Source organism: Bradyrhizobium sp. 153, assembly GCF_023073835.1.
Classification (GTDB): Bacteria; Pseudomonadota; Alphaproteobacteria; order Rhizobiales; family Xanthobacteraceae; genus Bradyrhizobium.
This window is the reverse complement of the sequence record NZ_JADPKH010000154.1, coordinates 211,478-224,707: the sequence shown is the minus strand read 5'-3', so window position 1 is coordinate 224,707 and position 13,230 is coordinate 211,478. Positions and strand designations below refer to the sequence as shown.

Genomic DNA, 13,230 nt, shown 5'->3' with positions numbered 1-13,230 from the left:
GCCCTGCTGGCTCAGGCTCTCGTTGTGGCAAATCCTGGCCATCCTCTTCGCCCGACCCCAAATCAATCCAGCCTGAATTCAGGGTTCTTCACGGACGACTGAGGAACTCGCAACGAAAAAGCCCGGCCTGAGCCGGGCTTTTGCTTTGATTGGCTTCGCGCCTCAGCGGCGGAACATGCCGCCCATCATGCCGCCGACGACGCCACCCACGAAGGCCGCGCCGGCAGCGTCGCCTGGATTGCTGCGCTGGGGAGCGGGTGCCGGCGCACTGCTGGGTGCCGGAGCGCTGGCACGCCGAGCCGCCTTCTGGCTGTTATCACTGGCGGTCGGCGGTGCAGCCACGATCTCCGAGAGCAGGGCCTTGTGCTGGTGCTTATTGAGGTAGCCGGAGGAAGGATAGCCGCGCGCGGCCTGCCAGCGCTTGAGCACGGCGCGGGTCTCATCGCTGAATACGCCGGTCTGCTTGGTGTCGAAGCCGAGGCCGGTGAGGCGACGCTGCACGTCGCGGCGCTGGTTCTTGTCGAGGCCGATCTGGTCCTCGGTGAGCTGAGTGGCCTCGTCGGTAAAAGTCGCGGGATCGACGCCAGCAGTGAGCGTGCGGGTCGCGGTCGAGGGGCCGCTCTTGATCGCAGCAAGGCGTGCCAGCGCCAGCGCCTTGAACTGACCGTTCGGATAGGCGGCAAGATAAGCGTTGAGCTCTTCCGGCTTGTTGGACTCCTTTACCGAGCGCCAATATTCGAGCTCGACGCCGTCCGAGCCGCCGCCGGTCGCTATTGGCACGCTGCCAGCCGCGGTCGGAGCCGCGTTGGCGACCTGGGTCGTGGGGGCCTGGTTGAGATAGACGGAGCCGGTCAGGTTGGTGTGGCCCCAGGGCAGCTGGCCTTTGCGGGTCTCTTCATTGACCTGGGCGCGCACCGACGTCATCGCCTGCTGGATCTCGACCCCGGGCTTGGTGATGTTGTCGATCAGCGCGCGGGTGAACGGGCTGTTGTTGCCCTCCTGGCCGTCGAGGGCGGTCTGGCCAGGACCGGTGGCGAACGCGATCAGCGTGCCTTCGCCGGACTTCATCTCGGCGAGACCGCTCTGGACGTTGACGCTGCGGGTCGCCGAGTTCGACTTGATCTTGGCGGCGAACGGATTGTCGCGGCAGGCATCGAGGAAGACGAGCTTGACCTTGGCATCGCCCATGGTCTGCTCGAGCGTGAGGTCGATGTTGATGGCCGCCCCCAGCTTGACGTCCATCTCCGACTTGATGTCGGCGTCGACAGGCAGGAGATAATTGGTGCCGCTGACCGCGATGCCGTGGCCGGCATAATAGAACAGCGCGATGTCGGAGCCTTGCGCCTTGCGGCCGAAGTCGAGCAGCTTCTCCGTCATCTGGTCGCGGCTGAGATTGGATCCTTCGATCACCTCGAAGCCGACATTGCGCAGCGTCGCCGCCATCGCTTTGGCGTCGATCGGCGGGTTCGGTAATTGCGCGACGTTCTTGTAGTTGCCGTTGCCGACGACGAAGGCGACGCGGCGGTCGGCCTTCGCGGCACTGATCGACAGGGCCATGCACATCAGCGAAGCGAGGAGGGTGAAATAGCGCATCTGAGATCCCCAACAGAATCGAATTGTAGGCAGCAACAAATTGGCAACGAACCTACACGAAGTGCCCGACTCCGCGCCACCAAAACGGCAGTAAGTCGCGTCCAAACCGCTGCTGTGTGGCCGAATGTGCACGATGGGAATGCTTCCCGAACGTGATCCAAATCACACGGCCACTTCGTTTTGTCGCGCAAGGCAGCGCAAGGTTCACTGCGCGCGGGCGGGAACGGGCGGAGCCGGCTTCAAATTCAGGAGATTGCCGCACAGGATCAGCGCCGCGCCGAGGACCGTCCAGGCGTCGAGCCGCTCGGAATACAGCAGCCAGCCAGCCGTCGCGGTTAGTGGAACGCGAAGGAAGTCCATGGGGACCACGATCGTCGCGTCCGCATAGCGCATCGCGCTCGCGAGGCAATAGTGTGAAAACGTGCCGCAGACGGCGATCACGCCGACCCAGGCCCAGACATGGGCCGATGGCCAAGTCCAGACAAACAGCGTCGGAGCGAAGCCTGCGACCGACTGCACCACCAGCATCCAGAACAGGATCGACAGCGCGCTGTCCGTGCGCGTCAGGGATTTAACCAGCGCCATTGACACGCCAAATCCGACGGCAGCGCCGAGCGCGATCAGCTGCCCCGGATTGATCTCGCCGGCGGCGGGACGGACGATGACGATCACACCGACAAGGCCGAGCACGATGGCCGCAATCCTCCAAGGCGTCATGCGTTCGGACAGGAAGCTCGCCGCCAGGATCGCCGTCCAGATCGGCATGGTGAACTCGATCGCGACCACCTGGCCGATCGGGATCAGCGTCAGTGCAAAGAACCAGCCGAGCTGAGCGACATAGTGCACCAGGTTGCGACCGATATGTTGCGGCAGGCGCGACGTCTTGAGCACCTTGAAACCGCCCGCGCGGTAGATGATCGGCGAGAGCAGCACGAAGCCGAGCAGCGACCTCACTTCCATGATTTGAAAAACGTTCAGCTCGCGCGTGGCTTCGCGCCCGGCAACCGCCATCACCAGCATCAGCGACAGCCAGCCGGCCATCCACAGTGCGGCCATCGTTTTTGACGGTGTCGTGCTCATTGAGGGCAGATGCTGGAGAATGGAATCTTGAAAGGACGGCCGGTATCAGCGACATCGCCGCCGTTTGCAACGGCCAAATCTGCGGATGCAGCGATGCAGGTCGGCGTGCTAAGGCGTCAGCGAACGACGAGAAAATCGGGAGGTCTTCGCTCATGCGTATCTTGCAGCCAGCCGAGTGGAAAAAACCGCGCGGCTTTTCCCATGGCGTCCTCGTCGACGGGCCGGGGCGTTGGGTGGTGCTGGCCGGGCAGACCGGCGGCGATGAGAGCGGCAACTACGCGCCCGACATGGCGGCGCAAGTTGCGACAGCTCTGAAGCGGATCATCAAGCTCCTGGGCGAGGCCGGCGCGGGCCCCGAGCACATCGTCCGCCTGACGTGGTACCTGACCAGCCGCAGCGAGTATGAGGCCGCCGGGGCCGGCATTGGCGCGGGCTGGAAGGAAACGCTTGGACGCAACTTCCCGCCCTCGACGCTGCTTTACATCGGCGGTCTCGTTGACGAGCGGGCCAAGGTCGAGATCGAGGTCACGGCGTTCGTGCCGCAGGCATAAAAAGTCGACCCGGCGAGGTCGCCGGGTCGACTGTCTTGAACGTGCTATCTCAGCGCGACATCGAGATGTTGGCGCCGCGGAACTGGCTATCGGCGCGCATCGTGACGGTCTGCTTGTTGCCACTCGTCTTCAGCGCGATATTGGCGTTGAAGCCGGCGGCAGAGGCGACCACATCGAAGTTTCCGCCGCCGCCGCGGCCCTGGAGCGAGCCGCTGATATTGCGGCTGGCCTCGGACCAGCTGCCGGTGATGGCGCTGCCCTCTGACTTGACGCTGGCCCCGAGATTGAACTTGTAGGCGTCGCTGGCGCAGGTCAGCGACATTTCCATGGTCGGGCCGATCGGGGTGTACTTGGCCCGGCAGCGGATCCGCTCGGTCGAGCCATCATCGAGGATGACGGTACCGCTGCCGCTCCAGGTGCCTGCCATCGGGGCAAACGGGCCGGACTGGGCTTGGCTTTCAGTGCGGGCGATGCTCGCCACAAACAAAATGGCGGCCGCGATCAGCAGCCGCCGGCCTCTGGCGCGAGCCTCAGTTGGTTTATTGGCGCGATGCTTCCCACCGCCCGCTGCATGGTATGCCTGCAGATGCTCCATTCCACTTCCCCGATCCGGCGTTGCCGTTGAGTTGACCGTTGGCATATGCACCATTGATCGAAACTTTCACAAGTCCCTCACGACCGATGGTGCCGGAAACGTTAGCGCCGGGCGCAGTGATCTTGCCATCGGCAACCGTCAGCATGGAGCTTGCGGTCGGTTCGCAGGAGCCGCTCTTGGTCACGATCGTGACCTGCCAATTGCCGTCATAGGGGCTCTGGGCGAAGGCGGGAGCGGCGAGGGTGCCGGCGACAACTGAAGCGGCACACAACACCGCAATGCGACCTAAACGCATGAAATCCGTCCTCGAATTTGTCTGATATGCTGACGTTTATTCGCACCAAATGTGACGGAAATTTGTTGCGATGCCAAATCGAAAATTGTTTGTGGAAACAATGGTTTATTTGAGTCTTGGTGCTCCGATTTCCGCTGCAAAATCAACGCGGACTCGCGTTAAGGGTAAACGTCAGGAGAGACTTGGTGCCAAGGTCGCGAACTGCTCGTCCTGAACTTTGGCCGGCAGCGTCTTGTGGACCTTGGCATAATCGATCACGTCGGCCAGTAGCTTGAGGCCGAGAGGCGCCAGCGCGCGTTCCCAGAGCTCCCGCGCCGTCTCGCCCTTCTTGACGAAGCACCAGTCCTGGGCGGCGATGGCGCCCGCGTCCATGCGGTCGGCGAGGTGGTAGATCGTGCCGCCGGCGATCGGATCGCCTTCCTTGATGGTCCATTCCACGGCGGCCTTACCGCGGTGGCGCGGCAATAGCGAAGGGTGATAGCCGATCCCGCCCAGCTTGGCGGCGGCGAGCGCGTCCCTGCCGATCCGGGCGTGACTGTGCGCCGTGATGATCAGATCGGTATCGGAGGCAATCTCGGAGGCCACCACCAGCTTCGGATTGGCCTGGACCACCACCTCGATGCCGGCCGCCTTGGCGGTGGCGGCGAGGCGATCCTCGGCATCGGCCACCACAACCCGCGCGATCGAGACGCCGTGCTCCCGGAGCATGTTCAGGGTGGTCACGCCGAAATGGCGGGAGCCGACGAGGGTAATGCGCATGGGTATCCGATCCGTCTCGCAGCTGCGTTATCCCCCGATAACACGTCCGGACGTCCTGTCACCACCCAGGCCGCGTTTGCGCGGGTTATCAACAATGCACCGGGTGAGGGCGCGATGAACTCAGCGATTGTGCAGCCACCAGCGTTGCCGTGGTGCCACGGTCGGATGGGAAATGTGGGCAAGCCGGCTCTTGTGTTTCGTTGTAGACAGAAGAGATCTTCCATCTGTCGTAAGAGCATGCACAAATCGGGGCTGGCGACATTTCAACCCGCATCCGTTTTCAAACCGGCTTGGCCGCTGGCGTGATCGCCAGCGGCTTTTTCATACCGCGCATCGCGAAATCATCTGATGGTAATACGTTATCAACCAGCTTGGCGTATCGACGAATCCGTCGCGGATTTGTATTGCGTACCGCGACCGAGAATGTTCCGCCGGCGTAGGTGCGCCGCGCCGGCCTTTTCGCCGGGACCAATCTCATGCCGAGCGCGATTGAGCAGATCGTCGACATCTATGTCCGACTGAAGAACCGACGCGGCCTCGACGAGCTGATGATGCACAGGCAGCGGCTCGCGGTCGATCTGAAGAGCAGGTCGGGCTATGATTTCAGCCTGCCCATCGGTCAGATCGACGAGGAGATCGCAACCATCGAAGCGGGCCTCAGCCGGCTGAAGGCGGGCGATTCCAACACGGCCGGCACCAGCCAGCCGACCTGACCCGTTCAGTCGCGCCGGCCGCCGTCGATCACCGTGAATAGCGGCCGCGCCGGAGTCGGCTCGACCAGAAGCTCTTCCACCAGTGCGGTCGCCGCATCGACATATTTGCGCGTCGGCTTGTCGAGCGGACGCTTGGCCTCGTCATCGAGTGCGACTTTTGCGGCCTCGACCAGCTTGCGCATGCGCACCGCATGATCATCGCCCGCCGTCAGCGTCGCGCGTGCCAGCGAACGCAGCACGAACAGCTCGCCCTCGAGGCGGAGCAGACGGTCGTTGAGCCTGGTGAGGACGGCGTTGAGGTCGGCCATGGCGGATGTTCGGCGCGGAGGATCTGTCCTGATCTAACGGCGATCAGTGAACGGAGTCCAAACACCCTTGGCGCAATTCGGTCGATACCCGGCTACGAATTTCGCTGCCGCTGTGTCCAGGCACGATCGTTCGATCGGTCAGGGAACGCGGCGGCTCAGCCGATCATCCAGCTCCGGCCCAGCGCCGTCCGAACAGCGGCGGTTTCGACTTCACCGCTTCCCAGCCGAAGAAGTGATGCTTGCCCGACCAGCTATGCACCACGCTGCTACAGATGCTGCATTTGAAGCTGCCGGCATGCGCGTCATCATGTTCCTCCCTTGTCGCGGCGTAGGTCATGCTGCAACCCCGGCAGGTGAATTCTTCGATCGTCCAGATGCTATTGGCCATTGCACAGAATGTCTTTGAGGACCTCAACCCACGGTAGCCACGGGCTTTTGCAGCGGCGTAAACTGGCCCAGGGAAATCCGGTTAACGGACGTTAGCCAAGCCAGGCCGCAAGTCCCGATCAATGCGCATCTGCACGCGTCTGATGGCGAGCAGCGGCAGCTTGCCTTGCACGCGCCCGGAGCGCACCCTGTCGCCGATCGCATAGGCATAGCGCCAGTAGCCCGGCGCGGCATTCCGCTTCAGCGAATAGTGGACGCCGCGGTGAATCCCCGCATGTGCATCAGGCTCTCTGGGACCGGCCGTCATCGTCCTCAAAATGCCGGTAGGTCCGATGCGTTCCTAGTCAGCGGATGTTGCGGGAACCGGTCGCCTTGACGCCCGGCTTGTTGCTGGCAATAACGGCTAGGCCGCGCAAGCGCCGCAAGTTGCGTTCATGTCGCAAGGAAGGCATTAGCCGTGAAAAGTCTCCGTCAGCTCCTGACGGGTGAGGATATCATCCAGCTCGTGATCCGGCTCGGCCTGCTCGCCCTGCTGATCATCTGGACCTTCCTGATCATCCGCCCGTTCGTGCCGATCCTGGCCTGGAGCGGCGTGCTCGCGGTCGCGTTCTATCCGGCCTTCAGCTTGGTCGCCAAGATCCTCGGCGGCAGGCCGAAAACCGCGGCAGCGATCCTGACCCTGATCACGCTCGGCATCGTCATCGGCCCTGCGACCTGGCTCGGCCTCAGCGCCGTGGACGGTGTGCGGGAGCTGGCGCACCAGCTCGGCACCGGCGATCTGGCGCTCCAATCGGCGCCGGAGCAGCTCAAATCGTGGCCGCTGGTCGGTCCGTGGCTCTATGACCTCTGGGACCAGGCCTACACCAACATCCGCGCAGTGCTGCGCGAGGTGGCGCCTTATCTCCAGCCGCTGGCGGGACCGCTGTTGTCGCTCGCGGGTGATGCGGGCCTCGGCACGGTCCAATTCCTACTGTCGGTGTTCGTTGCCGGCTTCCTGTTTCCGCACGGCCCGCAGCTGGTTGCAGCCGGCCGCAGCTTCCTGTTTCGCATCGTACCCGAACAGAGCGAGCATTTCCTGGAGCTCGCGGGCGCGACCATCCGCGCCGTAGCGCAAGGCGTGATCGGCGTCGCAGTGGTGCAGGCGCTGCTCGCCGGCTTCGGCTTCAAGCTCGCAGCCGTGCCCAGCGCCGGCCTTCTCGCCTTCATTGTGCTGCTGCTCTCGATCGTGCAGATCGGCGCCTTCCTCGTGCTGCTGCCGGTGATCATCTGGATCTGGACCGCCAAGGACGTCACCACGGCGCTGCTGCTCACCGTGTTTCTCGTCCTGGTCGGCTTCATCGATACCATGCTGAAGCCGCTCGTCATGGGGCGCGGCCTGACCACGCCGACCATCGTGATCTTCGTCGGCGTAATCGGCGGCACGCTCGCCCATGGTATCGTCGGCCTGTTCATCGGTCCGATCATCCTGTCGGTGGCGTGGGAGATGATGATGGCCTGGATCAGGACCGAGGACAGGACGGAGGCGGGCAAGGGCTGACCTTGCGCTCGCCGGTGCGACCGGCCCGCCGTGTCGCACCAGGAGCCAACGGCTCCGCGGCCTCTGATCAAGATGCGTCCCGAACTTGTCTATCCGACTAGACAAGTTACGATCTGGACGATTCTGGTCTCGATCTACGGCAGTGATGGCGAAGTCTTCCAAGCTGGTTGCCGCCAGGCGCGGCAAGGTATTGTTGGTCAGACGCCGGTCGGACGGCCTCTGGATGTTCCCGGGCGGGCGCAAGCGCGCGCGCGAATCCGAGAAGGACTGCCTGCGGCGGGAGATCAAGGAGGAGCTGCCCAAGCTGAAGCTCGGCCGGATCAGTCTCTGGAAGGAAGTGAAGGCCAGGAACAAGCGCTCCGGCCGCAAGATGAGCGACGCAATCTTCATCGCCAAGGACGCCAAGGGCAGGCTGGCGATTGGTGACAAGAAGGAGATCGACCGCGCCGCCTGGCAGAAGCCCCGCGGCATCCGCCTGACGCCGACCTCACGCTACATCCGCGACCGCCTGTTTCCGAGAAAGTCGCGGCGGTGAGCTAATCCTCTCGCCCCGCAGGTCGTGTCCGCGCGGCGGATGACCTCGACCGGGCTGCTCGCGACTCCGGCGCAGCGAGCCTGATCACATCGGCCTCGCGTTGCTCCTTGCGAGCCTTGCGCGCATTGCGCATCGCGCGCTTGATGAAGGGGTGTTGGGAGTCCTCTGCGAAGAACAGCACCACCTCGCAGCTCGGACATTGCCTGGAATAGCCGTCCTGCAACCGGCCGGCGCGATCGCGAAACACATCCTTGCAGCGTGTGCACTGAATCTGGACGAAATTCATGCGCGATCAACTATTGAAAATGGATGTTCAGGTGATCTCAAAGGTCTGAAGAAAGCCTGAAGCGCCTTCGGGAGTCGGTCGACGGGCTTTGTCGCAGCCGATGCGGGTAAGTGGGCCGGTGCTCGCAGAATGCGCGCAGCCGTCATCGCGCCGCCGCAGCGGCCCCGACCGATCAATTGGCTCGATCAGCGCTATTGCTTGGCCGCCATAGTGTCCAGACAACGGTTGAGATAGGCGGTGCGATCCCTCGGCAGCACCTTCTCGAGATCCGCCTTCATCGCGCATTCGCGCTGCCGCAGCTGCTCGGCCCGGCGCTTCTCGGCCGCCTCCCGATATTCGGGGGCGACCTTGCTTGGGTCGACCAGCGCCTGTGAGCGTGCAGGAGCCGTCGCAAGCAGTGCGATGGCCGCAATGAAGAAAATGAATGGTTTCAAAATGCGCCTCCGTAAAAGCGGGCATCCTAGCTCGCGCTGTGTGGGCGCTCAAATCCGAAGATGCGGTACTCCGATCCGGAGCAGTTGGGCGTTGAATGCACGGTCCGCGCCGATCGATATCTAGCCCGCCGCTTTGGAACGACTCCGCCTGCCGAGCGTAGAATCCAGGCTCTCGGCCCATCCCCAACCCCAAAAGCCCCGGGCCTGAGAGAAAACCTTTCCCCACAAAGGTTGGCGACCTCGGTTTCCCCGAGGTCGTTTGATTTGGATGCCGCAAGGGGTGTGAACCAGTTCACAAACGCCCGGCGGAATCGCTGCTATGAGGACGTCATTGCTTAACCGATTCATTTTGAACGAAACGCCCCAGCGTGGCTCCAAGCGCTGGGGTTTTTTCGTGCCTGCTGGATCCGTGGAGCGTTCTCCATCGCATTGACTTTCGCATCGAGAGCAGGGTCCGCATTTACGCGTCGGAACGGAGCCAGTTCCGATCTGCTGGGCGAACAACGGCCAAATTGCCGGGATCACGATGATGCCCCCGACGTTGCCCATGAGCGTGCGTTCGCGGGGCAAATCCCATATGCATAGCGGCAAGCAGCCGAATCGAGATGCGAGCGGCTCGCGTGCAGTTGCCGGCGGTTGACGATCAGAGACGGATTCAAGTGAGGCTTTCCAGAAACGCGCGGGCGACTAAAAAGTCGCCTAAGAAGAGCAAGCGGGCGCAGCGCGCAACGATCTCGTCTTCCTCGCCCCTCGGTATGATGGCTCTGCATCTGCTGGCACAATGGAAGCAGTCCGGACGCAGCGGTCTGGTTTTTCTTGCCGAGAGCGAGAACCGGGCGGAGCGGCTGGGCAGCGTCATCCACGCGCTCGACCCTTCCTGCGAGGTGCTGGTGTTTCCGCGATTGAACACCTTGCCGTTCGATCAGTTGGAGCCGTCCCACGAACTCGCGGGGCGCAGAGCCTCGGTCCTGAGGCGCCTCGCAAGATCCAAGAAGCCGCTCTTTCTGGTTTCAACGGCGGAAGCCGTGATGGAGCGCCTGCCGCCGCCGGCTAACCTGTCGCGCTTGAGCGTGAGCTTGAAGGTGGGCGGCGCGTTTTCCGAGCAGGACCTCGAGGCGCGCCTCCAATCCCTGGGATACGATCTCGAGGACGAGCCCGACTATCCGGGCGGGGCGCTGTTTCACGGCCAGACCTTCGAGATATTTCCCGCAGGCGCGCTGGGACCATTCCGGATCGAGCATTCGGATCGCGCGATCAGGCGGATCGTGGCGTTCGATCCGAAAGAGCACGACATCATATTCGAGACCAGCGAACTTCTGGTCGATCCCATGTCGGAGCGCCTTGGCTTTGCCGGCAAGCGCGGCAAGCGCGCGAGCCTGTTCGACTATTGCGGGCGTGCCAAATGGATCGCCGATGCAGGGGTCCCATTGCACGCCGGCGCCTGGCTGAGCACGATCGAGGAAGCCGCGCCACGTGCGGAGCGGGAGCGCGAATATCTGGGCCGAGGTGACTGGAAACGGCTCGCCAAGGGCATGAAGGTGTTGCCGCGGGCGGCGCCGTTCCAGACCACGCCGGAGTTTTCGAAGCTGACATCCGCAAGGAAAGCACTTCGGGCCTTCGTCGAGGAAACGCGGCGGGCCGGTTCGCGCCTGATCCTCGTCGCCGCGCAGGAGGACGATCTACGCGTGATGGAGCGGATGAGCGGCGTCAGGGCGCAGCGCTGCGAGGACTGGGACGAGGCGACGAGTGGGCGCAACGGCGAGACGGCGCTGCTGGCCGATCTCGATGCCGGCTTCGTCCTGCCGGGGAAAAAGCCTCTTGCCGTCGTCACGGCATCCGACGTGCTCGGCAGCCGGGCGCATCATCCCCAGCCGATGGCACGCGCCTGGAGTGCAGCCTTCGATCATCCGGACGTGCCGGAGCAGGGCACGGTGGTCGTCCATCTCCAGCGTGGCCTTGCCGTGCTCGATGGCTTGCAGACGGTGAACACGGGCGGTGGCGCAATGCGAGAGATGATCCGCCTCAAGTTCGCGGGCGACAATGCGGTGCTCGTACCGCCGCCCGATCTCGCTTTGATGTGGCCTTACGCAACCGAACTCGGCAAGCTGGCGCTCGACAAGGCCGATGGCAGCACGTGGTGGGCGCGCCGCACCGAGGCCGAGCGCGAAATCCAGCTTGCAGGCAAGGTGCTGGCCAAGCACATCAGCCAGCGCCGCCGGCGGCGCGCCGAAAAGCTGGTTCCGCCGGGATCGGCCTACGAGAAATTCGTGGCGCGCTTCCCGTATTTCACCACGAGCGACCAGGCCAAGGCGATCGCCGACGTGCTGGACGATCTCGCGTCCGGTCACCCGATGGACCGTGTGATCTGCGGCGATGTCGGCTTTGGCAAGACCGAGGTGGCGCTGCGCGCGGCGGCCGCCGTGGTGCTGTCGGGCAAGCAAGTGGCGATCGCGGTGCCGACGACGGTGCTGGCCCGGCAGCATGTCGCGACGTTCCAGAAGCGCTTTGCCCCGTTCGGCATCGAGGTCGGCAACCTGTCGCGCGCGACGTCAGGCGCTGAGCTGCGCAAGACCAGGGAGGGACTGCGCAGCGGCCGGATCAAGGTCGTGATCGGCACGCAGGCGCTCACCGGCAAGGACGTGAAGTTCGATGATCTCGGCCTCGTCATCATCGACGAGGAGCAGCATTTTGGTGCCGCCGAAAAAGCAAAGCTCTCCGGCCTCGCCAAGAATGTACATGTGCTCATGATGAGCGCGACGCCGATCCCGCGGACGCTGGCCGCCGGTCTTGCCGGTTTTCGCGATCTCAGCGTGATCGCTTCGCCACCGGTTCATCGGCTGCCGGTCGCAACCAGAATCGCACCGCTGTCGGATGCTGCCATCGCCAACGCATTGCTGCGCGAGCAGCGGCGCCACGGCCAGAGCTTTCTGATCTGTCCGCGCATTCAGGATCTCGATCCCATGCTGGCGCGGGTGCAGGCGGTGGCGCCGGACCTCCGCATCGTGTGTCTGCACGGCAGGCTGGCGGCCGACGAGATCGACGACCGCATGATGAGCTTCGTCGAGGGCAGGGCCGACGTCCTGCTCGCGACCAACATCGTCGAGAGCGGCCTCGACATTCCCCGTGCGAACACCATCGTGGTGTGCTGGCCGGAGAAGTTCGGCCTTGCGCAGCTGCACCAGCTGCGCGGGCGGGTCGGCCGCAGCGGCATCCGCGCCTTCGCCCATTTGCTGACGGAGACGGAGTCCGGGCAATCCGAGAAGCGCCTGGCAGTGCTCGAGGAGTTCAGTCGGCCCGGCGCCGGCTTTGCCATCAGCGAGCGCGACCTCGATCTGCGAGGCGCGGGAGACCTGTTCTCGGAGCAGCAATCCGGCCACGTGCAGGTGTTCGGGCCCGTGCTCTACAGTCACCTGCTGAAAATGGCCTCGGAGAAGGTCGACGAGGGGCGGGCCCCGGTGTGGGTGCCCGACCTCAATTTGCCGGTCGGGGACATGCTTCCCGACAGCTACGTGCAGTCCGAGCCGGTGCGGCTCGAGCTCTACGCGCGTGCAGCACGATGCAATGACGAAGACGACCTCGACGACCTCGAGGAGGAAACGTCGCGCCGCTTCGGCCCCTTGCCGAATGTCGCGCGCGACTTCTTCGGCGCAGCTCGGCTCAGGATCGAATGCAAGCGCAGAGGCATCATCCGCCTCGACGTCGGCCCCGGGGCGGTCGCCGCGACATTCCTGCCCGGGCGCTTGCGGAAGTCGCGGGGAAAGTCGCTGCAGCGCGACGGCGATCGCGTCGTCTATTACAGCCCGATGCGCGATGCGCCATTCGAGCGGGTTGAGGAGTTGTTCGAGGTGCTGGACGAGGGGTAAGGGCGCTTGCGCCTTCGTCAGCACGGGCACCGGAAGCAGGGCAGGCACGCGGTCTGTCGGCGTCGTCCTTCGACCGCAGCTTGACGTCATCTTCAGCGGTACCCGAGCAGAGTTGCTGGATGAAGGTTGAGGCGCTGCCAAAACTGCGAAAACAACCCCATGCACAGTAGCTAAGTGCCGCCGGCACAACGTCTTCTGCATTGGACGCAAAGGTCATTTGACGCGTCGGGCAAAACAGTGGCATTCTGCCATCTTCGGAAAATCCGCCGCGAAGCACTTTGGTCATTCCTCGCA

At 63.8% G+C, this 13,230-nt stretch carries 15 protein-coding genes; 5 read left to right on the top strand and 10 right to left on the bottom strand.

Going from position 1 to position 13,230, the window contains the following annotated elements:
• Nucleotides 1–162 precede the first annotated feature (162 nt).
• Nucleotides 163–1,593 carry a caspase family protein gene (locus IVA91_RS35955; protein WP_247279885.1) on the bottom strand — a complete coding sequence of 477 codons (1,431 nt, stop codon included), beginning with the start codon at nt 1,591–1,593 and terminating at the stop codon, nt 163–165.
• Between the two features lie 204 nt (nt 1,594–1,797).
• Nucleotides 1,798–2,673 carry a DMT family transporter gene (locus IVA91_RS35950; protein WP_247279884.1) on the bottom strand — a complete coding sequence of 292 codons (876 nt, stop codon included), beginning with the start codon at nt 2,671–2,673 and terminating at the stop codon, nt 1,798–1,800.
• Nucleotides 2,674–2,825: 152 nt separating this feature from the next.
• Here IVA91_RS35950 and IVA91_RS35945 point away from each other — a divergent pair, with 152 nt between their 5' ends.
• Entirely contained in the window at nt 2,826–3,224 is a 399-nt protein-coding gene (locus IVA91_RS35945) for a RidA family protein (protein ID WP_247279883.1), read from the top strand.
• A gap of 49 nt (nt 3,225–3,273) precedes the next feature.
• Here IVA91_RS35945 and IVA91_RS35940 read toward each other — a convergent pair whose 3' ends face one another.
• The 4 genes from IVA91_RS35940 to IVA91_RS35925 form a co-directional block, all read right to left on the bottom strand.
• Nucleotides 3,274–3,819, bottom strand: coding sequence for a hypothetical protein (locus tag IVA91_RS35940; protein ID WP_247279882.1), 546 nt, complete (start codon nt 3,817–3,819; stop codon nt 3,274–3,276).
• The gene (locus tag IVA91_RS35935) at nt 3,764–4,114 is read right to left on the bottom strand and encodes a hypothetical protein (protein WP_247279881.1); all 351 of its coding nucleotides are present in this window, start codon (nt 4,112–4,114) and stop codon (nt 3,764–3,766) included. Before IVA91_RS35935 ends, IVA91_RS35940 begins: the two co-directional genes overlap by 56 nt.
• Before the next feature lie 171 nt (nt 4,115–4,285).
• Nucleotides 4,286–4,873: a formyltransferase family protein gene (locus tag IVA91_RS35930; RefSeq protein ID WP_247279880.1), complete on the bottom strand. Its 588-nt coding sequence runs from the start codon at nt 4,871–4,873 to the stop codon at nt 4,286–4,288.
• A gap of 280 nt (nt 4,874–5,153) precedes the next feature.
• On the bottom strand, nt 5,154–5,351 hold the full coding sequence (locus IVA91_RS35925; RefSeq protein ID WP_247419438.1) for a hypothetical protein: 198 nt from the start codon (nt 5,349–5,351) through the stop codon (nt 5,154–5,156).
• Here IVA91_RS35925 and IVA91_RS35920 point away from each other — a divergent pair.
• The gene (locus tag IVA91_RS35920; protein WP_247279879.1) at nt 5,350–5,586 is read left to right on the top strand and encodes a hypothetical protein; all 237 of its coding nucleotides are present in this window, start codon (nt 5,350–5,352) and stop codon (nt 5,584–5,586) included. The genes IVA91_RS35925 and IVA91_RS35920 overlap by 2 nt on opposite strands.
• Nucleotides 5,587–5,591: 5 nt before the next feature.
• Here the strand turns inward: IVA91_RS35920 and IVA91_RS35915 are convergent, their stop codons facing one another.
• The 3 genes from IVA91_RS35915 to IVA91_RS35905 form a co-directional block, all read right to left on the bottom strand.
• A complete protein-coding gene (locus tag IVA91_RS35915) occupies nt 5,592–5,894 on the bottom strand; it encodes a hypothetical protein (RefSeq protein ID WP_247279878.1) in 303 nt (100 codons plus the stop codon).
• A 163-nt stretch (nt 5,895–6,057) separates the two neighbouring features.
• Entirely contained in the window at nt 6,058–6,282 is a 225-nt protein-coding gene (locus IVA91_RS35910) for a hypothetical protein (protein ID WP_247279877.1), read from the bottom strand.
• 81 nt (nt 6,283–6,363) lie between these two features.
• Nucleotides 6,364–6,588 carry a hypothetical protein gene (locus IVA91_RS35905; protein WP_247279876.1) on the bottom strand — a complete coding sequence of 75 codons (225 nt, stop codon included), beginning with the start codon at nt 6,586–6,588 and terminating at the stop codon, nt 6,364–6,366.
• A 150-nt stretch (nt 6,589–6,738) separates the two neighbouring features.
• On the opposite strand from IVA91_RS35905, the gene IVA91_RS35900 reads away from it, so the two are divergent.
• Nucleotides 6,739–7,818 (top strand): AI-2E family transporter, encoded by a 1,080-nt coding sequence (locus IVA91_RS35900; RefSeq protein ID WP_247279875.1) that lies wholly within the window; start codon nt 6,739–6,741, stop codon nt 7,816–7,818.
• Nucleotides 7,819–7,963: 145 nt separating this feature from the next.
• Entirely contained in the window at nt 7,964–8,353 is a 390-nt protein-coding gene (locus IVA91_RS35895) for an NUDIX hydrolase (RefSeq protein ID WP_247279874.1), read from the top strand.
• 477 nt (nt 8,354–8,830) lie between these two features.
• Here the strand turns inward: IVA91_RS35895 and IVA91_RS35885 are convergent, their stop codons facing one another.
• Nucleotides 8,831–9,073 (bottom strand): hypothetical protein, encoded by a 243-nt coding sequence (locus tag IVA91_RS35885; RefSeq protein ID WP_247279872.1) that lies wholly within the window; start codon nt 9,071–9,073, stop codon nt 8,831–8,833.
• A gap of 755 nt (nt 9,074–9,828) precedes the next feature.
• Between IVA91_RS35885 and IVA91_RS35880 the strand changes: the two genes are divergently transcribed.
• Nucleotides 9,829–12,936: a DEAD/DEAH box helicase gene (locus IVA91_RS35880; RefSeq protein ID WP_247460716.1), complete on the top strand. Its 3,108-nt coding sequence runs from the start codon at nt 9,829–9,831 to the stop codon at nt 12,934–12,936.
• The last annotated feature ends 294 nt before the right edge of the window (nt 12,937–13,230 follow it).

Coding starts and splice junctions, on each gene's coding strand:
- IVA91_RS35955 (WP_247279885.1), bottom strand. CDS start 1,593: ATGCGCTATTTCACCCTCCTCGCTTCGCTGATGTGCATGGCCCTGTCG.
- IVA91_RS35950 (WP_247279884.1), bottom strand. CDS start 2,673: ATGAGCACGACACCGTCAAAAACGATGGCCGCACTGTGGATGGCCGGC.
- IVA91_RS35945 (WP_247279883.1), top strand. CDS start 2,826: ATGCGTATCTTGCAGCCAGCCGAGTGGAAAAAACCGCGCGGCTTTTCC.
- IVA91_RS35940 (WP_247279882.1), bottom strand. CDS start 3,819: ATGGAGCATCTGCAGGCATACCATGCAGCGGGCGGTGGGAAGCATCGC.
- IVA91_RS35935 (WP_247279881.1), bottom strand. CDS start 4,114: ATGCGTTTAGGTCGCATTGCGGTGTTGTGTGCCGCTTCAGTTGTCGCC.
- IVA91_RS35930 (WP_247279880.1), bottom strand. CDS start 4,873: ATGCGCATTACCCTCGTCGGCTCCCGCCATTTCGGCGTGACCACCCTG.
- IVA91_RS35920 (WP_247279879.1), top strand. CDS start 5,350: ATGCCGAGCGCGATTGAGCAGATCGTCGACATCTATGTCCGACTGAAG.
- IVA91_RS35925 (WP_247419438.1), bottom strand. CDS start 5,351: ATGAGATTGGTCCCGGCGAAAAGGCCGGCGCGGCGCACCTACGCCGGC.
- IVA91_RS35915 (WP_247279878.1), bottom strand. CDS start 5,894: ATGGCCGACCTCAACGCCGTCCTCACCAGGCTCAACGACCGTCTGCTC.
- IVA91_RS35910 (WP_247279877.1), bottom strand. CDS start 6,282: ATGGCCAATAGCATCTGGACGATCGAAGAATTCACCTGCCGGGGTTGC.
- IVA91_RS35905 (WP_247279876.1), bottom strand. CDS start 6,588: ATGACGGCCGGTCCCAGAGAGCCTGATGCACATGCGGGGATTCACCGC.
- IVA91_RS35895 (WP_247279874.1), top strand. CDS start 7,964: ATGGCGAAGTCTTCCAAGCTGGTTGCCGCCAGGCGCGGCAAGGTATTG.
- IVA91_RS35880 (WP_247460716.1), top strand. CDS start 9,829: ATGATGGCTCTGCATCTGCTGGCACAATGGAAGCAGTCCGGACGCAGC.